Source organism: Poseidonibacter antarcticus (genome assembly GCF_003667345.1).
GTDB classification, from domain to species: domain Bacteria; phylum Campylobacterota; class Campylobacteria; order Campylobacterales; family Arcobacteraceae; genus Poseidonibacter; species Poseidonibacter antarcticus.
This window is the reverse complement of the sequence record NZ_RCWF01000003.1, coordinates 81,176-106,487: the sequence shown is the minus strand read 5'-3', so window position 1 is coordinate 106,487 and position 25,312 is coordinate 81,176. Positions and strand designations below refer to the sequence as shown.

The window sequence follows — 25,312 nt, the reverse complement described above, 5'->3', positions numbered from 1 at the left end:
GCAAAAAAATTAAGGTTTTAATAAAATATGAAATTTTCAACACAAAACCCTCTTAAATCTTTGCATCTTGTATCTTTAGGTTGTACTAAAAATTTAGTTGACTCAGAGATTATGCTAGGTAAACTAAAAGATTATAAAATTAGTGATGATGCTACAACTGCCGATGTTTTAATAGTAAATACATGTGGATTTATTGACTCTGCTAAAGAAGAAAGTATTAATACTATTTTAGATTTAGATGCCCAAAGAAAAGAAGAATCGGTATTAGTTGTTGCTGGTTGTTTAACACAAAGATACCAAGAAGAACTTCAAAAAGAAATTCCTGAAGTTGATATTTTTACAGGTGTTGGAGATTATGATAGAATCGACGAACTTGTAAATGAAAAAAGAAGTGCTTTTACAAATCAAGTATTTTTAGCATCTGAAGATAATGAAAGAGTTATAACAGGTTCTTCATATCACGCTTATGTAAAATTAAGTGAAGGATGTAATCAAGCCTGTTCATTCTGTGCAATTCCTAGTTTTAAAGGTAAACTGCACTCTAGAACGCTTGAATCACTTGTTAAAGAAGTAAAATCACTTGTATCAAAAGGTTATATTGATTTTTCTTTTGTATCTCAAGATTCATCATCATTTTTAAGAGATCAAGGAATTAAAGATGGTTTAGAACAATTAGTAAATGAAGTTAGTAAAATCGAAGGTATTAAAACTGCTAGAATTTTATATCTTTACCCATCTACTACAACTTTATCTTTAATTGATACAATTGCTGATTCTAAGACTTTTGAAAACTATTTTGATATGCCTTTACAACATATAACTCCTTCTATGCTTAAAATTATGAAAAGAGGAAAAGGTGTTGATAAATTAAATGAATTAATGGATTATATGAAATCAAAACCAAATTCATTTGTAAGAACAACTTTTATAGCTGGACATCCTGGTGAAACACAAGAAGATCACGACGCATTATGTGAATATATTGAAAACTACAAATTCGATCGTGCAAATGTATTTTCTTATTCAACAGAAGAAGGAACAACAGCTGCTAAATCAAAAGATTTAGTTCCTCAAGAAATTATTGACCAAAGAGCAGATGCAATTGGTGAGATAATTGCTCAAACTACACAAGAATCATTAGAAAAAGAAGTTGGTAAAACTTTTGAAGTTTATATTGATGGAGAGAGTGATGAACATGAGTTTTTATTAAGTGCTAGAAAAACTACATGGGCGCCTGATATTGATGGTGAAATTTATATTAATGACAATGAACTTTATGATGAAAACAATCCAGAACAACTAGCATTTGGGAAAATATATACAGTAAAAGTTACTGAACTTTCAGGTGATAAACTATTAGCAACTGTTATTAAATAATCCAAATTATGAACTTAGATTTTAGTGTAATAAAAGAATCAAAAAACTTACTTGCTTTTTCAGCAGGTATTGATTCTTCTGCACTATTTTTTTTACTTTTAAAACAAAATATCCAATTTGATATTATTATTGTTAATTACAATACAAGAGAACAATCAAAAAAAGAACTCCAATACGCAAAAGATTTAGCACATAAATATAAGAAAAATATTTTCTATAAAGAAGTTAATATTTTATCAAAATCAAATTTTGAAAAAACAGCTAGAGATATTAGATACTCATTTTTTAATGAAATAATAAAAAGACATTCATATGATGTATTAATTACCGCTCACCAACTAAATGATAAGTTAGAATGGTTTCTTATGCAACTTAGTAAAGGAGCAGGATTAATAGAGTTAATAGGCTTTAATGAATGTGAACAAAAAGATTCATTTAAAATTTATAAACCCTTACTAAAAATTTCTAAAGAAGAATTAAAAAACTTTTTGGATAAAAATCATATTGAATATTTTATTGATTCAAGTAACTATGAACAAAAATATAAAAGAAATTATTTTAGACATAATTTTTCTGATAAATTTATAAACGAATATAAAAATGGAATAGTAAATTCATTTGATTATTTACAAAAAGATATAAGTTCATTAAATTTTGATAGTTCAGCTTTATTAGAAATAGAAAATTTAGAAATTTTTAAAAACTTAAATGATACAAATCTAAATATTAGAGTTATTGATTTATCACTAAAAAAAAGAGGTGTCTTACTTTCAACTGCTCAAAGAGAAGAGATTTTAAAACAAAAATCGATTATTATCTCAGATAAAATAGCAATTTCAATAGAAAAAGATTATATTTGGATTTGTCCAAAATCTACTGAAATTATGGACAAAAAATTTAAAGAAAGATGTAGAATTGCAAAAATTCCTAAAAACATAAGAGCTTATATTAAAGAAAGAGAGATTAATTTAAAAAGTTTAGTGTTTTAAAAACTTTTTCATTTTTTTCATTTTAATAATTTCTAATCGTGTATCTTCTCTATGTTTTTTAAGAAAATTAATATTTTTAAAAAGCAGTTCTTCCAATTGTTTTAATTCAGATAGTTCTAAATCAAAATCTTCAATTCTACCTTCTACTAAATAATCATCATGCCATTTAACTAGAGCATCTGCTTTACTATTAGCATCTAAAGAATCAATATATATTAGCCTTTCTAAAGCTTTTATAGACCTGTTTCGTCTTTCCATGCGTCAATTAATCCTTGTGTAACTTTCATTACTTGATTTATAGAGTTAATATTATCATTAACACCTGCTGTAAAAAGCGTCTCAATTTGATAAAGATATAAACCATCAAGATAATAAGCTACATCTCCACCATCAAAATCAAGAACATTTCTTAATTCATCAAATATAGCAATTGATTTATTTATATATATAAATTTTGCTTCAATATTCCCATCTTCTATTGAACTTTTTACAAAAGACAAGTATTTAATAACTCCTTCATAAAGTTTTAAAACTAAAACATAAGGATCATCAGATACTGCATTTTGTTGATTATAGGCTTCTATTCCCATATAATATATCTCCATTCAATAATGTATTTTAATATTGTAGTATAGTATATATTTACTTAAATGTATTTAGCATAAGAATAAAATAATTTTTTATTCTTATGCAGAAGTTGATTGTTCAATCATTAATGATAAACCTGAAAATGATGTTTCATATTGAGTAATAATTGCCGAATAAGAAGCAAATTGTGTAGCTAACTGGCTATATTTATCTTCTAAAGCTTCTTCAGCTAATTCTAACTCATCATTTAAGTTATCCTCTCTTGTTTGAAGAGAACTTTCATATAAACCAATAACTCCCTCAGTATAACCCATATTATCAATTAATTCTTTAAGTTGAGTACCAATACCTTTATTTTCAGCAGTTCCAATAAAAATATTTTTCATTCCTTCTGGATCTTCTTCTAAAGCAGCATTAAAAACTGTGGAGTCTAAAGAAAGTACACCTGTTGAACCTAATTCAAACCCATAATTAAATATAGATTTATCAGAATTATCTCCATAAGAACCAAATAACTTATCTTTTACTTGTGATATAATATCCCTTAATGCAGATTTATCTTCAATAACTGAATCACTTGAATATAGTTCATCCTCAATTAAACCAATAAGTTCATTATATTTTGTAACAAAATCATTCATACTTGTTTCAATCGTACTAGTATCTTTTGATATATTAATACTAGATTCACCAGTTTTAGTTGCAGAAATTGTTAGTCCATCTACTTCTAAATTATTAGAAGAGATACTATACGCTACACCATCTACTGTTGCTTGCATATTTTGTGCTTTTAGAATATTATTTTCTTCAAGATCTAATCCTAAAGCTGTTGAAGCATCACCTGATATATTTAGAGCATTATCAACTCCAGTTTCATCACTTTTTAGAACTAATCTGTATGAATTGTTTCCTACTTGTTCAAGTGAAGCATTAATACCTTCTGTTAAATTAATTTCATCTGCTAACTCTTCGTAAGTCTTACCTTCAGTTGTAAAAGTTGTAGAATTAATAGTTAAATTACCAAGACCAGTAATAGCAACATCTTTAATTGTTTCATCAATTGTATTTGATTGATATACATCTTTTTGAGCTAAATCAGTAACATTAACTGTTGTAATCCCTGTATTTAAAGCTGATACATCATCAGCATTAAATACCACAGAATCTCCAGAAGTAGTTGCTGATTTTTGATCAAATGCAGTAGCTCCTCCAGTTACAAACAGGTCAAAAACTTTAACAGTTTCTAATAATTCATCAATTTTCTCATCAATAGTAGCAAATACTTCATTTTCTGTAGCTATATCTTCTATATCTGTTTCAATTGGGGCAACAGTTGATTCACGCTCTGCACTTTTCAACTTGTCAATTAATTCATTATTTAACGATGCAGCTTGTCCTGAACCTAAACCTAAAATACCATCAGCCATAATCTTTACCTCCTACTTAACTTTTTAATCCAAGTAATACTTGCAGCATTTCATCTATTGTAGTTATAATCTTTGCATTAGCAGTATAAGCTGCTTGGAATTTGATTAAATTTATCATTTCTTCATCTGAATCAACTTTAGTCAATAAGTCATATGAACTCTCTAAAGATTGAACAACACTCTCTTGTGTTTCTAATAAAAAATCATTGTTTTCTTTATCTGAAGCAACACTAATTCTTAATTCTTGAAAAAATTCTGATAGTGAAGAAGCAGAACTATTTGATGGATCTTGTTCTTCTCCTGTAAATGAAATATCTTTTTTCCATTGTAAAGTAGAAAGATAATCTAAATCTTTTTGATCTAAATCATTTACCGAATTTTCATTAAATTTAAGAGACATAACATCTGAGCCTGAAAATAAATTAATATTGTTAGATTCACTTGTCAAATATGCACTATCAATAGCAGAATCAACACTAATATCTCCATAAACATATTCTTCACCACTTTTCAAATAATTATCAGTTAAATCACTTAAAGTTTGTGCAAATGAATCTAATTTATCTTTATAACTTTGAATCTTATTATTATATGAAGTTGAATCTAAGTTATCAATTTGTGATTTTAGTATTCCACTATTAACAGGTATTTCTTTTTCATAAATAGCTAAATATACTCTTGATTGTGCTTCATCACTATAATCTTCATTTGCAAAGTAATTAACCTTATTCGTAATAGTTAAAGAATCTGAGTCATCACCTTGTTCAAGTAAAGTAATTCTACCTTCAAAGCTACCTTCTGTTCCTGAAACTTTTGATTTGACTAATAAAAAGTTATCTTGATCAGGATAAAGTAAGTTTTCATTTCCTTCTTCATCTACTTGATAATTACCATTATAAGCTTCAACTAAGTTAGCTAATTCTGTAGTAGTATTAATTTTATGACTTAAAGCTCTTATATAATTTGAAGAATCAACAGTAACACCTATTTCAAGAGTACCATCACCATCAACATCAAAATCCATAACTTCACCATTTTGTACGCTAACTTCAAATTCATTATTAATTTTATATGAAATAATATCATCATTGTCAAAAGTACCAATATTTATATTAGAAGCATCATCTTGCACATACTTATCAATTTGAGGTAATTGTTCTTCTTCAATACTAACTTCATTAACATTTATATTAGACCTAACTACTGTTTCTCCTGAAATCTTTAGTTCATAACTATCATTAATAGTTGAAACATCAATATCTACATATTGAGATAATTCTTTTTCTAAGAGATCTCTTTTATCTAAAAGTGCATTAGAAGAACTATTATATTCTCCTAATTTCTCATTTACATATCCAATTTCTTGAAGAATATCATTTATATTTGATACATTTGAATATAAGTCTTCTTTTTCTAAAGCTTCTTGTTTCTCAATACTTGAATAAATATTTTGTAATGATTTAACTAAGTTATTACCATCATTTTTTAAAGTAGTTTTCGCTATTTCTGAAGTAGGATTTGATCTTAGATTCTCTACTGATTGTAAATAATTATTTAAATCAATTGAGAAACCACTTTGATCTGTTTCATTAAATACAAATTCAACATTTCCAAGAGTAGAAGATAATTTCTCATACTCATTAACTTTAGAGTTTTCAGATATGATATTATCATACATATATTGTGAAGTTATTCTATACGAGCTACTAGCATCAACACCTTGACCTGTTAGACTACTACTTGTTTGTGAAATCTCACTAAGATTAACAACTCTTTTTTTATACCCAGGAGTATTCTCATTAGCAATATTATTTGATACATTTTCTACAGCAACTTGTGCGGCATTTAACCCTGTCTGAGAAACATTTAAAGTACTTAGCATCGAGACTCCTTTAAGTAAAGATTACTGATTATTACATTACAATTCTTAATTTTAGTTTAAAATGGCCAAATTGATCTAATTAATTTAGTTCCCCATGGTGTTTCTAATATATCTGCTTCTTCGCCTTCTTTATCATACAAAACTTTTAAATTTGCCATTTGAGAAGACTCAATTGAATTATCAGAAGTAATATCGTAGGGTCTAATTACACCACTTACAATGATTTTTTGTTTCTGCCCATCTATCAATAACTCTTTTGAACCTTTTATAAAATAATTACCATTTTGATATGTTTCTTCAATTATCGCAGAAATTGTTGTTTCAAAAGTTTCATCAAGTTCTGTCTTTACTTCACCTTTATCTGAAGTAGAACTATTTGTACTAAAACCAACACCTAATGTCCCATTTACTTTATTAGCTAAGCTATTAACTGTTCCATTTAAAGTATTTGTACCAGTTCCAGCTAATAAACCACCACCTAAATTATTATCTCTAGTACTTGTTAATTCTCTCTTGTTATTTGAATCAGAAGATAATGATTCGACAATGTTAATTTTAATAATATCACCAATTTGAAGATCTTTTTTATCAGCAAATAAAGAAGCACCTTGCATTGAATATAAAGATCCTTTATTGTTACGAGGAGCAGGATATTCTTTAGGAATTTGAATTTTTGGTTTAATAAAACTTATTTCTTGCTTAGATGTTACACCACAAGCTGTAAAAAAAACTGTGATAACAATTATAAGTATACTATTTCGCATTTAATCTACTTTCAACTATATATTTAACATCAATGGCAATAATTATTTCATTTAGAGTATTTTTTATTAATGCCATAGACCCATACCTAACTTTTAAAGCATCTAAATTAGTTTTGGGTTCACATATAATTACTACTTTATTTTCAATAATCTTTACATGCTGTATATATTTTTGACCTATTAAATCTACTGCCTTTTCAATTTCAGTAAGTATTGCCATTTCTAAATTTCTTTTATACTCTTTTTGTTTTTCAATTTCTATTTTTTCTGCTTTTTTTGTTTCAAGCTCTATTTTTTGTTTTTGTTCAAATTCTTTACTCATATACACATAGTAAGCAGCAAACATAGCTACCAATATAGCTAAGGAAATAATTTTAATGAATTTTTGTTTTTTATTTCTTTTTACGGCTACTATCATATTTCTATTTTATCACAAAAGTTGTAAATAATATTTTTTTAATATTATTTGCTTTTACATCTTCATTATTTGCTGTCATTTCATTAATAACTGCATTTATATCTTCTAAAAGTTCCTCTTTTAATAAAGCTTTACCACCAACTGTTAATAGTTCTTCTGAACTCCTAGCACTTATTTGCGCAATAACTACATCTATAATCTCAGCTCTATTTTCTTCAACTATTGAAGCTATTGTAGGTTCAACACTTTTTACAGCAAAAGACAACTTCATTAGTTTCTCTTTACCTCTAGAATTAGTAATATTTAATACTAAATCATCAATATTTGCTTTAAACATCTCTTTTGAGTTACCAGCTTGCTCTTTTTTAATCATTTGTTCTTGAGTTTGACCATTTTTAGGAGAGAACAAACCTTGAGAATATAAGAAATAAGCTCCACCTGCAACAGCTAATAATAAGATTACTACTAATGCAATTAATACTATAATCATACCGTTACCACCTGAGTTCTTTTTCCCATTGTTATTTTCTTCTTCAGCCATTATTATCCTTTTTTATTCTCTACTTTAAAATTTTGAAGCATTAATGTTAACTTTGCAGCATTTGGTACACTTAAATATTTCATTAATAATGTTACATTTTTTTCTTTTAATTTTAAAATTATATCAAAAACATCTTCAATTTTTCCATCATTAATCATTTTATTAAAAATTGAAGCTGCGATTTTTGGCTTCATAGAATTATATATTTTGGCTGTTTTACTATTAACTGTTTCTTTCATATCTTGTAAAATAGATAAATTTTTATCATGTAAAGATTGTATTTCTTTTTTTTCTTTTTTTATTTGATTAATAATAAGTTGTAATTCTTTTTTTCTATTCTGATACTCTTTTTCTTTTTGATTATAAAAAGAATTCAGATTTTTCTTTAATTCTTTTATCTCTATTCTTTCTTTTACTAATGCACTACTAGTTTCATTAGCAGAAAATAAATAAATAGGAAGTACCATAAACACAAGTATTTGTCTAATCAAATTGTAAACCTTTATCCAGAAATATATTTACTTTGAATATATTCATTAGCTTCTTCCTCTTCTGCAAGTAACATTTTTCTAATTGCTTCTTGTTTTTGTTCTTCTAAAATATATCCAAACTGTTCAGTCTCTTTTTGTAACTGTATTATATCTTTAATAAGGGATTCTAATTCTTCATTTAAAATATTTCTCTTTGATTCACTTTGTTGAATATGAAGTCTCATTGTATTTTTATGCATTTCAAGAATCGCAAAATCTGAAATTGCACCATACCTCTGAACACTTGTAGTATCAATTTGTGTTTTTGTAATTAAAATCTCTGCTTCTAATCTTTCAATTTTAGATAATAAAAGACCTTTTTGTACAAGTTTTTGATCTGTTTGTGTTTTTTTTAAATTATATAATTGTTCAATCATAACTAATTACCAAAAATCAATATTAAATCCCATAAATCTTTTGTATAAGTTTCAATATTCTCTCCAATCCAAGGTAATGATATCAAAATAAATCCTGATACAAATATAACTTTAGGCACAAAACTCAATGAGGCATCACTTACTTGTGTAACTGCTTGAAAAATTGAGATTATTAGTCCAATTACCATACTTACAAGTAAAGAGGGTAATCCTAATAATAGAATAATTTTTACAGTACTTTCAGAAATGGCAATTAAATCCATACTTAATCTTTTATTTTAACAGTTATTTCTAAAGTTTTATTATTCAATAATTTTGATATTAATTCAGCAATATCTTGGACGTTTGAACTTTTTAATTCAATTTGTTCACTACCTTTTTCTGTAATATCTGAATTATCAACACCCTCTAGTGCTTGTAAAATGTCTTTTTCATTTAATGAGTCAAGTTCTGTAAAATCATTAGGCATAGTATTTCCTTTTGTAAACTCTTTTTCCGTTGTATCATCTATGTCTTCATTCTTTAAGACCGATGTATCTTTTTTTTCTTTAATTGTATTTTCATCAAATGATTTTTCATCATCATAATCAGAAGAAATATTATTTAAACCTACATTCTCATCAAAATTAGTATTTAAACTATCTTCATCTTTTATTAAATTTTCTATTTCATCTAAATTAACATTTTTCTCTTCTTTTTTTTCTGAGCTTGAAAGAAGTTGCGATAATTCATCATCCAATTTAATATCTAAATCATTGTTGTCTTCATATGCTTCATCTACCATATCAATTATTGAATTTTGAATATTGGGTTCTAATTCTTTTTGTTCTTCATATTTTCTTAGAATATATTTAGGTATTTCTTTTAAAGAATCTACTGATAAATCCGCAATTCCATTATCTAATAAAAAAACTTCTTCAATACCATCTTTTGGTGTTAAAAATTTAATTTTTTGAGATAATGCATTTTTTTTAATGATTTTTTCATCATCGATTAAATAAATATCATTAGGATTTGCTTTAATTTTAGACTTTAAAACTTCCAAATCTTCAATGTCTTCAATAATACTATTACTATCTAATTTAAATTTTATATTTGCATGTTCTAAAGTTTTATGTATTTCTTTTTTAAAACTATTATTACCATAAATATAAATATTCAAATCAGCACCCTATAATAAATTTTATTACAATGATTATACCTTTTTTTATTAAATTTACGATAAAATAATTTAAATTAAGTGTAAGGTAACATATTGTGAAGTATTTTTTATTAGTATTGATTTTTTTCTCATCTTTATACTCTCAAACTATAAAGGATATTTCAAATATTATTGGAATAAGAGATAATCAACTTATCGGTTATGGGCTTGTTGTAGGACTTGCTGGGACTGGTGACAAATCAAAATTTACAATGCAATCACTGCAGAATTTACTTAGAAATTCTTATATAAAGATTCCAGCAGGATCAATTAATTCAAAAAATATTGCAGCAGTTATGGTAACAGGGAAGCTACCTCCATTTTCAAGACAAGGTGATAAAATAAAAGTAAAAGTTTCAACAATTGGTGACTCCAAATCAATTGATCATGGGGAGCTATTAATTACTCAATTAAAAGGTGTTGATGGTAAAGTTTATGCACTTTCACAAGGAACAATAGTTGCCAATGAAAATAATAAAACTACAGGTTTTATTTATGATGGCGCAACAGTAGAAAATGAAATTGATTTTAGTCTTCAAAATGAAGATTCTATTGCGCTGAGTTTATACAAAAGTTCAGCAAAAAATGCAGATTTAATTGAAACAAAAATTAATAAAAAATTTGGAAGAAAACTAGCTTATGCAGTTGATACAAGAACAATAAAAGTAAATAAACCTGATGAAATATCAATAATAAAATTCATTTCGATGGTTCAAACTATTCCTTTAAGTTCAAATTTTAAAAAGAAAATAATTATTGATATGAATAGACAATCAGTTATTGCAGGTGCTGATATACCAATATCTCCAGTTACAATTGCAAGAGATTCATTTACAATTAGAATTAAAAAATCTGCTTTAAATGATGCTGAATGGGTTGATAGGAAACTTAATAAAGGTGTTGATATAGGTGATGATGTCAAAATCGCTAACAAGCCAGCTATTAATATAAATAATGCAATGATTAATACAAAAAGAACTCCTACTATTTCTGATTTAGTAAGAGCAATGAAAGTAATGAAATTACCAATGAGTGAAATAATAGATACGCTAAAAATGATAAAAGAAATGGGCGCAATAGATGTTGAATTTGAGATAAGAGGATAATATGGCTGAATTTTTAAGTCAAGATGAAATAGATGCCCTCTTAGATATTGCAGAACAAGGTGAAGATATTGATGATGATTTACCAATTGAAAAAGTAATATCAAAAGAAAAGAATTACTCAATCTATGACTTTAAAAAACCTAATCGTATTTCAAGCGAACAATTTAAAGCTTTTTCTACAATACATGATAAGATGCTTAGAGATTTTATTACAGACCTTTCAGCAATGCTTAGAAAAATTGTAGATGTAAAACTATACTCAATTGAACAAATGACTTATGGAGAGTTTATACTTTCTATTCCACAAATCACTTCCTTAAATACTCTCTCTATTAAACCTATGGAAGGAAGAATTGTAGTAGAGTGTAATCCTGGTATTTCACATAAAATTATCGCAGAACTCTTAGGTTCTGGTGCTGTTAATACTAATGATAATATTGATAGAGAATTAACAGAAATAGAAGTAGAAGTTTTTGATCATTTTTATAATATGTTTATAAAAAATTTATATAAGATATGGGATGATATTAGTACTTTAAACTTTAAAACAGAATCAAGAGATACAAATGCAAATGCTATTCAAATTATTTCAGATCATGAAATAGTATTACTTGTAGTTCTTGAAATTACTATAGATGAAGAATCTGGTTTTTTATCAATTTGCTATCCAATATCATATATTGAACCTCTATTAAATAAAATTGTAGAAAAAGTATTTTCTGAAGGTAAACATAGGAAATCAAGTAGAAAGAAAGATATAACAACATTAATATCAGGTGCAAAAATGAAAATTGAAGCTATGATGGCAGAAACAGAATTAAGTACTGAAGATATTTTAAATTTAAAAGTTGATGATGTTATTGTATTTAATAAAAATGCAACATCTTCTTCAAATAAAATATATATAAATAAAAAAGAAAAGTTTTTATCATTATCTGGAATTTCGAATAATAGAAAAGCTGTTCAAATACAATCGAATTTAGATAAAGAAAAACTAGAAACATTAGAAATATTAAGAGTAATGAGAGAAGAAAGATTAGTAAAAGCTAAAGAGAAGTCTGCTAATATTAAAAGACTTCTCAAGGATAGAATAGTAAATAAAAAGAATTAACTTTTCTCAATACTCCAAGCTAAAGTTTCATTAGCATACATAGGTACTACATTTTCATTTTTATATTCATAAATAGCAGGAACTAAAAAATCCTTTTTTATAAATTTAATTGTTTTCTTTTTTGGAGTTAATTCATAAACTTTTTGTGCTGTTAATGACACAAAATCATTTAGATTATCTAAGCAATTATGTTTTTCAAATAACTCTACTAATACTTGAAGAGCAATTGGTGAAGTAAATACACCAGCAGCACAACCACAACACTCTTTTTTATGTTTTGGATGAGGAGCAGAATCACTTCCAAACATTAGTTTTGGATGAGCTTTAAGAGCTGCATTTAATAATGCTGATCTATCTTCAGGTCTTTTAGCAATTGGTTTACAAAATAAATGAGGTTGTAACATTCCACCTGCAACATCATCTAAAGTTATAAGTAAATGCTGTAATGTTACACTTGCGTGTAAGTTATCATATTTATCAAGTAAATCAATAGCATCTTTTGTTGTGATATGTTCCATAATAATTTTTAATTCAGGAAAAGCTTTTGCAATTGATTCATAAATTGGCATAAACTCTTTTTCTCTATCCATTACAAAACCATTTGTTTCACCATGAATACATAATGGAATTCCAAGTTTACTCATTGATGATAATGTTGGTCTTAAAACTTCAACATCCATTGAAGAGGCACCTGTTTCGGAATTGGTTGTAATTCCTGCTGGATAAAGTTTAATAGCGATAATATCATCTTTAATATCTTCTAAAAACTCATAAGAATAATCAGACTGAAAAAATAAAGTTACATAAGCATCAAAAATATCATCTTTACATGCATCTTTAATTCTTTGTTTGTACGATAATAATGCTTCTTTAGTAGTAATAGGAGGTACTAAGTTTGGCATTATTAAAGCACCAGAAAAAGTTTCTGAAGTAAGTGGCGCCACAAGTTTTAACATATCACCATCACGTAAGTGAAGGTGCATATCTAAAGGCTCGTGAATTTCAAAAGTAGTTAAACTACTCATTAAATAGCCTCCTCATCTTCCTCACCTGTTCTAATTCTAACAATTTTTTCAATAGATGATACAAATATTTTCCCATCACCAATTTTCCCTGTTTTTGCAGATTCAGTAATTAGTTTAATTGTACTATCAACATTTTCATCTGAAACAATTAATTCTAACTTAATTTTTGGAAGGAAATCAACAACATACTCAGCCCCTCTATATAATTCAGAGTGACCTTGTTGTCTACCGTAACCTTTTACATCAGATACTGTCATACCTGTAATTCCAGCTTCTGTTAAAGCATCTTTAACATCCTCTAATTTAAATGGTTTTATTACTGCTTCAATTTTTTTCAAAGTTAATCCTTTTTTTGTTATCTTTATTTTATCAAAATTTATTTAAATTTATATTATTAGAAGGCTCTTTTAAATTCTGGGTAAGCTTCTAAACCACACTCATCAACATCAAGACCTTGTACTTCTTCTTCTTCACCAGCTCTTAATGGCATAATCTTATTGATTATAAATAATACAATATATGAAGACACAAAAGCAAATACAGCTACAAGTAATATACCTTTTAGTTGTCCTAAAAGAGTTATATCAGCTCCATTTGAAGCAAATATACCAACAGCTATTGTTCCCCAAATACCATTTAATAAATGTACAGATAAAGCCCCTACTGGATCATCAATTCTTAATTTGTCAAAGAAAGTTACTCCAAATACAACAATAATTCCACCAATAGCTCCAATCAAAATAGGAGTATATATATCATACAAATCAGGTCCTGCAGTAATAGATACCAATCCACCTAATGCACCATTTAAAATCATGGTAATATCAAGTTTTTTATATCTAAAATACATAAAACATGCAACCATAATCGCACCAGCAAGACCTGCTGTATTTGTATTCATAATTGTAAGTGCAACCGCATCTGCATTCTCTTTAGATGCAATTGAACCTACTGAACCACCATTAAACCCAAACCAACCAATCCATAATAAAAAAGCACCTAAAGTTACTAAGGGAATATTTGATGCAGGAATTACTCTTATTCCACCTGTTTTTACATATCTTCCTTTTCTAGCACCAATTATTAAAATAGCAGCTAATAGTGCCCATCCACCCGTTGAATGAATTACAGTAGATCCAGCTAAATCATACATTGATAAAGAAAGAAAAGTCCCTTCTAAAAAGTTTAATCCCCATGTGATATTTACTATTATAGGATATAAAAAAGCTGCCATAATAACTGTAAATATAGCTAAAGGTACTATTTTTGCCCTTTCACTAACTCCCCCTGACATAATATTTATTGCTTTACCAACAAATGCCATTTGAAACATAAATGCAGCCCATTTACTCATGGAATCACTTCCAAAATCTCCAAAAGCAATAGAGTATCCAACTAATAAAAAAGTAAGTGAAGCGATTGCATATATTAAAGTATTTATTGTTAATACAGCTGTAACATTTTTAGTTCTAACAATCCCTGCTTCTAACATTGCAAAGCCTGGAACCATAAATATAATCAATGTCATTGCAAAAATTGCATATAACGTATCAATTATGTAAGAGATAGATTCTATATCCATAAATAAACCCTTTAAATTGTTTTATTTATATTATATAGATATATAAAATATTTAATTAAGTTAAATTGTATAATATATATACAATTTGAGAAAAAAGTATATTTTCTCAAATTATAAGTATAAATTATATAGCTTCAGAACCTCTTTCTTCAGTTCTAATTCTAACTACTTCATCTAAAGATGATACAAATATTTTACCATCTCCAATTTTCCCTGTTTTTGCAGAATTAACAATTGCACTTATTGCAGTCTCAACCATATCTTCTTGAACTACTAAATCAATTTTAATCTTTGGTAAAAAATCTACCACATATTCAGCCCCTCTATATAATTCAGAGTGACCTTGTTGTCTACCATAACCTTTTACATCATATACACTCATACCAGTAATTCCAACTTCAACAAGTGCGTCTTTTACATCTTCTAATTTAAAAGGTTTAATAATAACTTCTATTTTTTTCATATTTTAATTCCTTTACCTATGATCTTTTAAATTCTGGATATGCTTCTAAACCAGTTTCATGAATATCAAGACCATTGATCTCAGTTTCTTCATCAACTCTTAATCCAACTACCATATCTAATATTTTCCATACTATGAATGAAGATATAAATACAAATGCACCAATAACAACAATACCTTTAAGTTGAGCTAAAAGAGTAACTTCAGGATTAAATATACCAACAGCGATAGTTCCCCAAATACCTGCAACTAAATGAACAGATAAAGCCCCAACAGGATCATCAATTCTTAATTTATCCCATAATGGAACAGCAAATACAACTAATGCACCACCAACAATACCTTCAATAAATGCAACAATCATTCCTAAATCAGGACCTGCAGTACAAGAAACTAAACCAGCTAATGCACCATTTAAAACCATTGTTAAATCAACTTTTTTATATAATAGTTGAGTTAATAAAGCAGCCATAATAGCTCCAGCACAAGCAGCCATATTAGTATTAGCAACAACCATTGCTATACCATCAATATCACTTTTCGAACCAAGAGCTAATTGTGAACCACCATTAAATCCGAACCAACCAAGCCATAAAATAAATGTACCTAATGTAGCTAAAGTAAGATTTGAACCAGGGATTGGTCTAACTTGTCCATTTTTACCATATTTACCTTTTCTTGCGCCTAATATAAGAACACCTGCTAATGCAGCCCATCCACCAACAGAGTGAACAAGTGTTGACCCAGCAAAATCAGAGAAACCAGCAATAACACCACCAAGTTCAGTTCCACCCCATACCCAGTGACCTTGAATTGGATAAATAACACCTGATAAAACAACAACAAATAATAAGAATGGCCATAATTTCATTCTTTCAGCAATAGTTCCTGAAATAACAGAAGCAGCAGTTGCAACAAACATTACTTGGAAGAAGAAATCAGCAGCAGCAGGATATGCAGCATCTGGTGCACTTACCATATCAATTGTTGAAATACTACCCATAAATGAAGAACCTTCTCCATACATTAAGTTGTAACCTACGAAATAATACATAATACAAGAAATAGCAAATAACGCCATATTCTTTGTTAATACAGTCGCATTATTCTTTGTTCTTGTTAACCCAGCTTCTAGCATCGCAAAACCTGCAGCCATCCACATAACTAAGATTCCTGCAAATACGAACAGAAACCCATCTAAAATATATTTTACATCAGCAAAATTTTCCATAAGACCCCTTTGTCAATTTTTATAAGAGTATTATAAACGATATTGAATGATAAGTAAATATACCTTCTGTATATTTTATATACAAAAAACTGTATTCTTTTTAAATACAGCTATATAAATTCTGTTATATAGCTTTTAGCTAAGAAATTATAAAATAAGTAAAATAAAAGATAAAAAGTTGGGATATGTTTAAAAGTTTTATTAAAAAAAAATTTAGTGTTAATGATTTACTAAAAGAGTTATTAAACCCTATATTTGACCAAAAAAAAATTGATTCTATTTATAAAAATAGTAATATTGATCTAAATTCTCAAAATAGTGATAAAGAAACATTTCTACATTTATGTGCAAAAACTAACCGTATTCTCTCTGTAAAATGGCTATTAAGTAAAAATGTAAATACTGAAATAACAAATTTAGAAAATGAAACTGCTTTATTTCATTCATTATATTCAAATAATTTAAATTTAATAAAACTATTAATAGATGCTAAAGCAAATGTAAATCATTTAAATATTCACCATAGATCAATTATCCAAGAAGCTGTTATATCTTGTAACAATAAGCTAGTTAAATATTTAATTCCATATTCAAGTAATTTGTCAAATGAAGACAAATATGGAAATAATCTAATATTTGATGCTGTTTCAAATGGAAATAAAGAAATTATTACATTAATTGCATCATTAAAAGAAGTAAATATAAATCATACAAATCACGAAGGTGATACAATTTTACAACAACATATAGTCTTAAAAGATAATAATTTAGCTATAAAATTAATGAGATTAGGTGCAGACCCTACAATAAGAGATAAAAATGGGAAAAATTTCTTATTTTATACAATTTCAAATGGTTATAAAAATATTGCTATTTTAGAAACTGCAATTAAACTAAGATATAATATAAATATTAGAGCTTCTGATAATACAACAATTTTAATTGAATCAATTAATCATTATTTAAATACTAATGAACACAATCAAAAAGAAAACCATTTATTAATGATAAAAGAATTAATTGCAAAAGGTGTTGATATTCAAGCACTTGATGAAAAAAATGAAAGTGCATTTTATATTGCCACACGAAGTGCTGATGAAAAACTAATTGACTTATTCTTAGATAATGAATATATATCAATAAATCATCAGAATATTTATGGAGAAACTGTTTTATCTATTCTTATTCTGATGGGCGCACAAAATATCGAAATTATAAAAAAGTTTTTAAAACATAATGCTAATCCTAATATAAAAAATAAAAATGGTAAAAATTGTATTGAAATACTTAGTGATGTAATTTTATTTCTTCAAAATCAGAAACCAATAGACCCCAAACTCGAAAAAAATTTAAATATCAATGGTAATTATTTAACAGTACTTAATATACTTATCAAAGATTCCAATATTAACTTTAATCAATTAAATTCAAAAGGAAAACCTTTATTTTTTGATTCTATTTTATATTTTAATATGAACTTATTTAAAATATTTAGAGATTCTCATATAAATATTAATCTAAGAGATAATAAAGAACACAATATTATTTTTGAATTGATGGATTATAATGCTATTTATAAAAGTAAAAAAGATAGAAAACAGTATTTAGAATTAATGCAGAATCTACTTAATTTAGGTGTTGATGTTAATGCTAGAAATCATGAAGGGTTAACTCCTTTACATAAAGCAGTTGTTCAAGAATGTGAATACACTGTTAGACTATTTATTGAAGCAAAAGCCAATTTATATACTCTTGATAATAAAGGAAGAACTGTTATTCATAATTGTATTTGGAAAGATACTACGAGATATTTTAAATTGATAAATTCCTATAATCAAGATATCAAAAATATTCCAGATAAATTTGGATTAACACCAATTAACTATGCTGCATTTATGGATAAGAAACAGTTAGTTATTCAAATGCTTGATGCTGGAGCATTAATAAAAAATTCTTACAGTAAAGATCCTAAAATATTGAAATTTTTTGAGAAATTTCATAAAAATATTATCAATATAGAAGATGATATTGATAATGAGCTTGATAGAAGAAGTCTAAGATTATTAGCAAATGAAATGATTGAAGATTTTAATATGAAGAAGTAAGATAAATAATTAATCCTCCTTCTTTGAAGAAACTTACAATATATATTTCAAACTTAATTTCTCATAATAATTATCAAAAATATTTTAAATACTTTATATTTATCTTATAAATTAATATTTTATTCTTAATATTACATTAAATTTATGATTATTGATCGATGACTTTTCTAATTGATTATTTAATATACATTCAAAATAGTGGATAATTTCAAAAAACAAATACAATAATCTTATACTTACATTAAAGGAATAAAAATGGCAGGATTTAAAGATTTAAAAGGAAAAGGTCACGCTCCAACGTTGTTTATGGCTTTTCTTTATTTCGATATGAGTTTTATGGTTTGGACAATGCTAGGTCCTCTTAGTACAGAAATAGCTGAAGCATTAGCTTTAACTGGACATATTATGACAGCAGGTGAAAAAGCTACTTTACTTTCTCTTCCAATTCTTTCAGGAGCAATATTAAGAATATTACTTGGATTTGGTGTTGATAAAATCGGTGCAAAAACTACTGCACTTATTTCACAAGCAATTGTTATCGCAGCTTTATTAACTGCATTCTTTCAAGGTGAAAGTATTACATATAACGCATTATTAGTTGTAGCACTTGGTCTTGGTTTTGCAGGAGCATCATTCGCAGTTGCACTTCCACAAGCTGGTCAATGGTATCCACCAAAACTTCAAGGTGTTGTTTTAGGTATTGCGGGTGCTGGTAATATTGGTGTTGTTATTGACTTCTTATTTGCTCCAAAAATTGCAGAAATTTGGGGATGGGCTTCAGTATTTGGTGTTGGTGCAGTAATGGCAATTATTGTATTTATCGCTTATTTATTCTTAGCAAAAGATGCTCCAGAAGAAGTATATAAAAAGAATCCAAAGAAATTAAAAGATTATGTTAAACTTTTAAAAGATAAAGATACATGGTGGTTCTGTTTATTCTATGCTGTTTCATTTGGTGGATTTGTAGGATTTGCTGGATATATGAAAGTTTATTTAATGAATACATATCAAGTAGATATGTCAGCATTTGGTCTTGATGTATTAGATGAATCAAATGTTAAAGTAATTGCTGGATACTTTGGTGCTTTATGTATTTTTGCAGGTGCAGTTTTAAGACCAGTTGGTGGAGCAGTAGCTGATAAAATTGGTGGTGTTAAATCACTTTATTTCTTTTATGGAACGGTTGCTTTATTAGCAATTATAAATGCAACAATACAATTACCTTTTGCTCTTGCTATTTTCGTTTTATTCTTAATCATGGCAAATCTTGGTATGGCAAATGGTGCGGTGTTCCAACTTGTTCCTCAAAGATTTGGTAAAGATATTGGTATTATGACTGGTATTGTAGGATGTGCTGGTGGACTTGGTGGTACTGCATTAATCAAAACTCTTGGTTGGTCAAAAGGTGCATTTGATGGATATACAGCTGGATTCTTAATCTTCGCAATTGTTGTAATTGTTGCAATTTCTGGTATTTCATTTGTTAAAACTAGATGGAGAACTACTTGGGGAGTACAAGCAGGTGGTAGAATATAAAAAGAGCTTAGGCTCTTTTTATATTTATATTAAGACTCTTTTTTAGAATCTTAATATAAATATATAAAGGTTATCAATTGAGTAAAGCAACTATAACAACATCAGGGTTTTCACTAGCAAAAAGACAAGAGCTAACAGGTGAGGACTACTATGAAATTAAACAATTTAATGATTTAACAATAGCAGTAGTTTGTGATGGAGTTGGTTCTGCTGATGAAGGAGCATTAGCTGCAAAAAAAGTTACAAATCATCTAATTACAAACTTTAAAAATATTCCAAAAGCTTGGAGTATGGAAAAAGCAATTAAAACTTTTATAAAATCAATTAACTCTATTTTATATGCCCAATCAATTCAAGATTATGAAAGAGCTGAAATAGTAACTACTGTAACAATTTGTGTAATAAAAGGAAATAGATTATACGCTGCAAATGTTGGTGATACTAGAATATATTTATTTAGAGATAATCAATTAACACAACTTTCACATGATCATAATGAAGAAGGAATGCCCAGTGTTCTAAGTGAAGCTATTGGAATTTCTGATGATGTTGAAGTATTTTACTTTGAAAATAATATTCATAAAAATGATAAAATCCTAATGTGTAGTGATGGATTATATTCTTTAATGAGTGAGAACATGTTGTCAAAATATCTAGTTAATGGTGCATATAATATTGTAAAAAAAGCTAGCTCGCTTGTTGAAGAAAATTTGCCAGATGATACAACTGCAGTAATTTTAGAAATAAATGAAATAGATGAAATTCAAAAGTTTAAAGATTTACCTCTTAATATCCCAGAAAAATTACAAAAAGGTGATGTAATTGACGGTTATAAATTAACATTATCATTAATACAAAATGACCGAACTTGGATATGTGAAAAGAATTCTAAAGAATATGTAATAAAATTTGCACCATATGAAGCATTAGAAAATGAAGAAATCCTAGATTTATATATAAAAGAAGTTTGGAATGCAAAAAGGCTAAAAGCTGGATTTTTCCCTAAATCAGTAGTACCCAAACAAAGAACTGCACGATATTATATAATGACAAAACTTGAAGGTATCACACTAAAACAATATCTAAAGAAAAGAACCTTATCAATTGAAGAATCAATTAACCTAGCTAAAACTCTACTTTCAATGAGTCAATATCTTTTAAAATTTAACCTTGTTCATGGTGATATTAAACCTGAAAATATTATTGTAATGCAAAGAGATGGAAAACGAATTTTTAAAGTTATAGATTTTGGTTCAATTACTGAAATTTTTTCACTTACTAATAAAGCTGGAACTCCTTCTTATCTTGCACCAGAAAGATTTCAAGAAAGTGCAATAAATGAAAAAACTGAACTTTATTCAATTGGTGTTACATTATATGAATCATTAACACAAAAATTCCCATATGGAGAAATAGAACCTTTTCAGAACCTTAGTTTTAAAGATGTGAAACTTCCTCAAAAATATAATAAAAATATTCCTCTTTGGTTAGAAAGTATTATATTAAGATCCACTTGTGTAGATCAAGATTTAAGGTATTCAAATTATTCACTAATGAAATTTGAATTTGATAATCCTCAAAAAGTATCAGCTTTTTTTAATAAAAATACTCCATTATTAAAAAGAAATCCATTGATTGTTTATAAAGTTGCATTTGGAATTTCTCTATTAATAAATTTTATTTTATTTTTAAATAATTAGTTGAAGGTGTCTAGTAATTAGATAGATATTACTTAATTTTACATAAAAACTATGTATAATTAATATTAAATTGTAAAGTAAGGCATAAAAAATGATAAAGTCAGTTTGTGGTTATTGTGGTGTTGGTTGTGGAATAGAATTTGAAGAAAATAAACTTTTAGGAGATGTGGCTTATCCCGTAAATGAAGGAAAACTTTGTTCAAAAGGTATTTCAGAACTTATAAGTATACAAACACCAACAAGATTATTACGACCAGTAAAAAGAAGTAATATAAATGATGAATACAAGGTGTCATCATGGGAAGATACAATCAAGCTTATATCTGGAAAAATTAAAACTACATCAAAAGAAAAAATTGGGATTTATTTATCAGGACAGTTACTTACTGAAGATTATTATATAGCCAATAAACTTGGAAAAGGTTTTATAGGTACTAATAATGTAGATACAAATAGTAGAACATGTATGTCAAGTGCAGTAACTGCACATAAAAAAGCTTTTGGAATTGATTATGTTCCTGTTAGAATGGAAGATGTTCATCATGCTGATTTATTGATTTTAGCAGGTGCAAATACTGCTGAAGCTCATGTAGTATTTCATAACCGTATAAAAAAAGCCAAAAAAGCTGGATTAAAAATAATCGTAATTGACCCTAGATTTACAGATACTGCAAAAATTGCTGATTTACATCTTCCTTTAAGACCAAATAGTGATATTGATTTTTTTAATCTTGTTTCAAAAAGAATAATTGATGAAAATCTAGTAGATGAAGAGTTTATTTCAAATTATGTAAATAACTATGAACTTTTAAAAAATAAATTTAAAAGAGTTCCCGTAACAAAACTATTAAAAAGAACAGGTTTATCAAAAGAACAATTTGAAGAATTTTGGACACTTTATAAAAGTTCACCAAATATTATAAGTGCGTGGACAATGGGATTAAATCAATCTTCACAAGGAGTTGATAAGAACCTTGCATTAATTAATACACATTTATTAACTGGAAAAATATTTAAAAAGGGAAATGGACCTTTTTCACTTACAGGACAACCAAATGCAATGGGTGGAAGAGAAGTTGGTGGACTTTCAACTATGCTTGCTGTGCATTTTGGATTTGATAAAGAAGCTATTAAAAAAGTGTCCCAATTTTGGAATACTAAAAATATTGATAATAAACCTGGTTTGACAGCAACGCAAATGATGGAAGCAAAACTTGATGTATTAATAGTATGTCATACAGACCCTGTTTATCACTTACCAAATAGAAATAAAGTAGAAAGACTTATCAAAGAAATTCCATTGGTTATAGAAATAAATGCTTATGAAAATTCTGAAACCGCAAAATTCTCACATATAAGACTTCCTGCTGCTCCATGGGGTGAAAAAGAAGGAACACAAACAAATCTTGATAGAACAATTACAAAACAAGAAAGACTTACAAGAACTTCAATAGACTGTAAACCTGACTGGGAAATTTTTCAGTTAATTGCACAAGAGTTAGGTTTTAAAGAAGAGTTTAATTTTCAAAATCCTCAAGAGATTTTTGAAGAGTATCAAGAAATGACAAAATTAAACCCTCATTTAAATATGAGCGAAATTTCTTATAAAGATTTAGGAAATAAACCTTTTATTTGGGGAGAAGATATTAGAGCAAATAAACAATTCTTTACTGAAAATAAAAAAGCAAATCTACATTTTGTAGAAAATAAACTACTTTCGGAAAAAACAAATTTAGAATATCCACTAATTCTTTTAACAGGAAGAACAAGAGATCAATGGCATAGTGGAACAAAAACAAATTTACCTAAAACTCTTCTAAGATTTAAAGATTTAGACTTTTGTGAAATTCATCCCAAAAATGCAAAAAATTTAAATATAAAAGACGGTGATATTATAAAAATATCTTCAATAAGAGGTGAAATTAATTCAAAGGCACAACTAACAGATAGAATCAGAATAGACACAATCTTTGTGCCAATAAGCAATAGAGAAGTAAACTACCTAACAAGTGATTTATTAGATAAAGATTCCTTACAACCTGATTATAATCATTCAGCTGTGAAAATTGAGAAGGTTTAAAATCAAAATATATCAAGGTTAATATAATAAATTCATCTGTTAATATACCGTTAAGATAAGATTTATAAATGATTAAAGCCTTACTGTTATAATTTCAGTATAAAAAATAAAGGATTTCAAATGAAAACAAAATTATTAATAGCAACAGCTTTAGCAGCAGTATTAAGTACAGGTGTTTATGCAGCAGGTAATGACCAAGGTCAAGGTATGATGAAAAAAGGTATGAACAGTGATAAACAATCTTGTCATAGACATATGAAAAAAGGTCAAATGAAAGGTCAGAAAGGTCCATTGTCATTGATAAGACAATTAAACTTAACAACAGATCAACATAAACAAATTAGACAAATCAAACAAGATTTAATGAAAAAAAGAGTTACTCCAAATGTTGCATTTACAAGTAATTCATTTGACAAAGCAAAATTCATTCAAATTATGAAAGAAAAAAGAGATAACAAAATTGAATTAAAAGCTGAAATGATAGATAGAGTTTATAATGTTTTAACATCAAAACAAAAAGAACAATTTAAAGTTCTTATGGATTTAAAAGCAGAAAAAAGAATGGCTATGATGGAAAAAAGAATGAATCATGGTAAAAATCACAACGGTCAAAAATAGTATAATCTAAAAAATACGAGGAGTTATCTCACTCCTTGTATCTTTAAATCTAAGAATAAATAGCTTGATACAACAACCAAAAAGATATAAAAATCAACATCCCACCAAATATTTTACTTTGTAATTCAACTGCATAAGATGATGCAAATTTTTGTGCCATCCAAGAACCTCCATAAGACCAAGTCATATGAGTAAATAAGTTTAAAAGCAATAGCGAAAAACTAAGAGTAAGTACTTCATATACAATTGAATTTTCAGGATTTAAAAACTGTGAATACATTGTTATTACAATTGTAATTCCCTTTATATTTAAAGCTTGTGAAATAACTCCATCAATAAATCTAAGTTTTGTTTTTCCTTCTTTTCTTTGTATATCTTTACGAAGTAAAAACTTATAACCTAGCCAAAAAATATACGCTACTCCAAGTATTTGAACAAAAATAAACACCCTAGGATAAGCACTAAGAATTGCACTTAGTCCAAAACCTGCTAATAGGGCATACGATGTATATACTAAATTAAGACCTAGTATAAAAGGAATTGATTGTCTAAATCCATTTGTCGCTCCGCAAACTGCACAAAGTACATTTCCAGGACCTGCACTAAATACTAGTGGAAATATTACTGCAAACCATAAGGCTAATTGGGCAAATGAATCCAT

The 25,312-nt window shown here is 27.3% G+C and carries 26 protein-coding genes; 9 read left to right on the top strand and 17 right to left on the bottom strand.

Translation table 11 applies throughout. The features are described 5' to 3' along the window. Window positions 1-27: 27 nt before the first annotated feature. Together rimO and tilS are read left to right on the top strand one after the other, a co-directional pair. Window positions 28-1,377, top strand: coding sequence for a 30S ribosomal protein S12 methylthiotransferase RimO (rimO, locus tag D9T19_RS05465; protein ID WP_121627215.1), 1,350 nt, complete (start codon window positions 28-30; stop codon window positions 1,375-1,377). An 8-nt stretch (window positions 1,378-1,385) separates the two neighbouring features. Next, window positions 1,386-2,366 carry a tRNA lysidine(34) synthetase TilS gene (gene tilS, locus D9T19_RS05460; RefSeq protein WP_121627214.1) on the top strand — a complete coding sequence of 327 codons (981 nt, stop codon included), beginning with the start codon at window positions 1,386-1,388 and terminating at the stop codon, window positions 2,364-2,366. On the opposite strand, the gene D9T19_RS05455 is transcribed toward tilS, so the two are convergent. The 11 genes from D9T19_RS05455 to D9T19_RS05405 form a co-directional block, all read right to left on the bottom strand. Then, window positions 2,355-2,624: a hypothetical protein gene (locus D9T19_RS05455; protein ID WP_121627213.1), complete on the bottom strand. Its 270-nt coding sequence runs from the start codon at window positions 2,622-2,624 to the stop codon at window positions 2,355-2,357. The two genes, tilS and D9T19_RS05455, sit on opposite strands and share 12 nt — an antisense overlap. Next, entirely contained in the window at window positions 2,600-2,956 is a 357-nt protein-coding gene (fliS, locus tag D9T19_RS05450) for a flagellar export chaperone FliS (RefSeq protein WP_121627212.1), read from the bottom strand. Before fliS ends, D9T19_RS05455 begins: the two co-directional genes overlap by 25 nt. Before the next feature lie 96 nt (window positions 2,957-3,052). Then, window positions 3,053-4,381 carry a flagellar filament capping protein FliD gene (fliD, locus tag D9T19_RS05445; protein WP_121627211.1) on the bottom strand — a complete coding sequence of 443 codons (1,329 nt, stop codon included), beginning with the start codon at window positions 4,379-4,381 and terminating at the stop codon, window positions 3,053-3,055. A 16-nt stretch (window positions 4,382-4,397) separates the two neighbouring features. Further along, the gene (locus D9T19_RS05440) at window positions 4,398-6,263 is read right to left on the bottom strand and encodes a flagellar hook-associated protein FlgK (RefSeq protein ID WP_121627210.1); all 1,866 of its coding nucleotides are present in this window, start codon (window positions 6,261-6,263) and stop codon (window positions 4,398-4,400) included. 56 nt (window positions 6,264-6,319) lie between these two features. Then, entirely contained in the window at window positions 6,320-7,027 is a 708-nt protein-coding gene (locus D9T19_RS05435) for a flagellar basal body L-ring protein FlgH (RefSeq protein ID WP_121627209.1), read from the bottom strand. Next, window positions 7,017-7,445 carry a hypothetical protein gene (locus tag D9T19_RS05430; RefSeq protein ID WP_121627208.1) on the bottom strand — a complete coding sequence of 143 codons (429 nt, stop codon included), beginning with the start codon at window positions 7,443-7,445 and terminating at the stop codon, window positions 7,017-7,019. The genes D9T19_RS05435 and D9T19_RS05430 overlap by 11 nt, the downstream gene beginning before the upstream one ends. A gap of 4 nt (window positions 7,446-7,449) precedes the next feature. Then, a complete protein-coding gene (locus D9T19_RS05425; protein WP_121627207.1) occupies window positions 7,450-7,986 on the bottom strand; it encodes a flagellar basal body-associated FliL family protein in 537 nt (178 codons plus the stop codon). A gap of 2 nt (window positions 7,987-7,988) precedes the next feature. After that, window positions 7,989-8,477, bottom strand: a complete 489-nt coding sequence (locus D9T19_RS05420; RefSeq protein ID WP_205588689.1) for a MotE family protein — start codon at window positions 8,475-8,477, stop codon at window positions 7,989-7,991. 11 nt (window positions 8,478-8,488) lie between these two features. Further along, window positions 8,489-8,893 carry a hypothetical protein gene (locus D9T19_RS05415; protein WP_121627206.1) on the bottom strand — a complete coding sequence of 135 codons (405 nt, stop codon included), beginning with the start codon at window positions 8,891-8,893 and terminating at the stop codon, window positions 8,489-8,491. Window positions 8,894-8,895: 2 nt separating this feature from the next. Continuing rightward, window positions 8,896-9,156: a flagellar biosynthetic protein FliQ gene (locus D9T19_RS05410; RefSeq protein ID WP_121627205.1), complete on the bottom strand. Its 261-nt coding sequence runs from the start codon at window positions 9,154-9,156 to the stop codon at window positions 8,896-8,898. 2 nt (window positions 9,157-9,158) lie between these two features. After that, complete coding sequence (locus tag D9T19_RS05405) at window positions 9,159-10,055, bottom strand: hypothetical protein (RefSeq protein ID WP_121627204.1); 897 nt, start codon at window positions 10,053-10,055, stop codon at window positions 9,159-9,161. A 95-nt stretch (window positions 10,056-10,150) separates the two neighbouring features. Between D9T19_RS05405 and D9T19_RS05400 the strand changes: the two genes are divergently transcribed. Together D9T19_RS05400 and fliM are read left to right on the top strand one after the other, a co-directional pair. Continuing rightward, a complete protein-coding gene (locus D9T19_RS05400) occupies window positions 10,151-11,200 on the top strand; it encodes a flagellar basal body P-ring protein FlgI (RefSeq protein ID WP_121627203.1) in 1,050 nt (349 codons plus the stop codon). A 1-nt stretch (window position 11,201) separates the two neighbouring features. Further along, window positions 11,202-12,311, top strand: a complete 1,110-nt coding sequence (fliM, locus tag D9T19_RS05395; protein ID WP_121627202.1) for a flagellar motor switch protein FliM — start codon at window positions 11,202-11,204, stop codon at window positions 12,309-12,311. Here fliM and pyrC read toward each other — a convergent pair. The 5 genes from pyrC to amt form a co-directional block, all read right to left on the bottom strand. Beyond that, window positions 12,308-13,336: a dihydroorotase gene (gene pyrC, locus D9T19_RS05390; RefSeq protein WP_121627201.1), complete on the bottom strand. Its 1,029-nt coding sequence runs from the start codon at window positions 13,334-13,336 to the stop codon at window positions 12,308-12,310. The two genes, fliM and pyrC, sit on opposite strands and share 4 nt — an antisense overlap. Continuing rightward, window positions 13,336-13,674, bottom strand: coding sequence for a P-II family nitrogen regulator (locus tag D9T19_RS05385; protein WP_121627200.1), 339 nt, complete (start codon window positions 13,672-13,674; stop codon window positions 13,336-13,338). Before D9T19_RS05385 ends, pyrC begins: the two co-directional genes overlap by 1 nt. 56 nt (window positions 13,675-13,730) lie before the next feature. Further along, entirely contained in the window at window positions 13,731-14,918 is a 1,188-nt protein-coding gene (locus tag D9T19_RS05380) for an ammonium transporter (RefSeq protein ID WP_121627199.1), read from the bottom strand. A 124-nt stretch (window positions 14,919-15,042) separates the two neighbouring features. Continuing rightward, complete coding sequence (locus tag D9T19_RS05375; protein ID WP_121627198.1) at window positions 15,043-15,381, bottom strand: P-II family nitrogen regulator; 339 nt, start codon at window positions 15,379-15,381, stop codon at window positions 15,043-15,045. A 16-nt stretch (window positions 15,382-15,397) separates the two neighbouring features. Beyond that, window positions 15,398-16,612: an ammonium transporter gene (gene amt, locus D9T19_RS05370; protein WP_121627197.1), complete on the bottom strand. Its 1,215-nt coding sequence runs from the start codon at window positions 16,610-16,612 to the stop codon at window positions 15,398-15,400. 185 nt (window positions 16,613-16,797) lie between these two features. Between amt and D9T19_RS05365 the strand changes: the two genes are divergently transcribed. The 5 genes from D9T19_RS05365 to D9T19_RS05345 all read left to right on the top strand — a co-directional run bounded on the left by D9T19_RS05365 (window position 16,798) and on the right by D9T19_RS05345 (window position 24,651). Beyond that, window positions 16,798-18,717: an ankyrin repeat domain-containing protein gene (locus D9T19_RS05365; RefSeq protein WP_121627196.1), complete on the top strand. Its 1,920-nt coding sequence runs from the start codon at window positions 16,798-16,800 to the stop codon at window positions 18,715-18,717. A gap of 255 nt (window positions 18,718-18,972) precedes the next feature. Further along, window positions 18,973-20,253 carry an MFS transporter gene (locus tag D9T19_RS05360; protein ID WP_121627195.1) on the top strand — a complete coding sequence of 427 codons (1,281 nt, stop codon included), beginning with the start codon at window positions 18,973-18,975 and terminating at the stop codon, window positions 20,251-20,253. A 77-nt stretch (window positions 20,254-20,330) separates the two neighbouring features. Next, window positions 20,331-21,953, top strand: coding sequence for a protein kinase domain-containing protein (locus D9T19_RS05355; protein WP_121627194.1), 1,623 nt, complete (start codon window positions 20,331-20,333; stop codon window positions 21,951-21,953). Window positions 21,954-22,044: 91 nt separating this feature from the next. Then, window positions 22,045-24,033: a molybdopterin oxidoreductase family protein gene (locus D9T19_RS05350; protein WP_121627193.1), complete on the top strand. Its 1,989-nt coding sequence runs from the start codon at window positions 22,045-22,047 to the stop codon at window positions 24,031-24,033. 120 nt (window positions 24,034-24,153) lie between these two features. Next, on the top strand, window positions 24,154-24,651 hold the full coding sequence (locus D9T19_RS05345; protein WP_121627192.1) for a hypothetical protein: 498 nt from the start codon (window positions 24,154-24,156) through the stop codon (window positions 24,649-24,651). A 49-nt stretch (window positions 24,652-24,700) separates the two neighbouring features. On the opposite strand, the gene D9T19_RS05340 is transcribed toward D9T19_RS05345, so the two are convergent. Continuing rightward, a complete protein-coding gene (locus tag D9T19_RS05340; protein WP_121627191.1) occupies window positions 24,701-25,312 on the bottom strand; it encodes a LysE family translocator in 612 nt (203 codons plus the stop codon).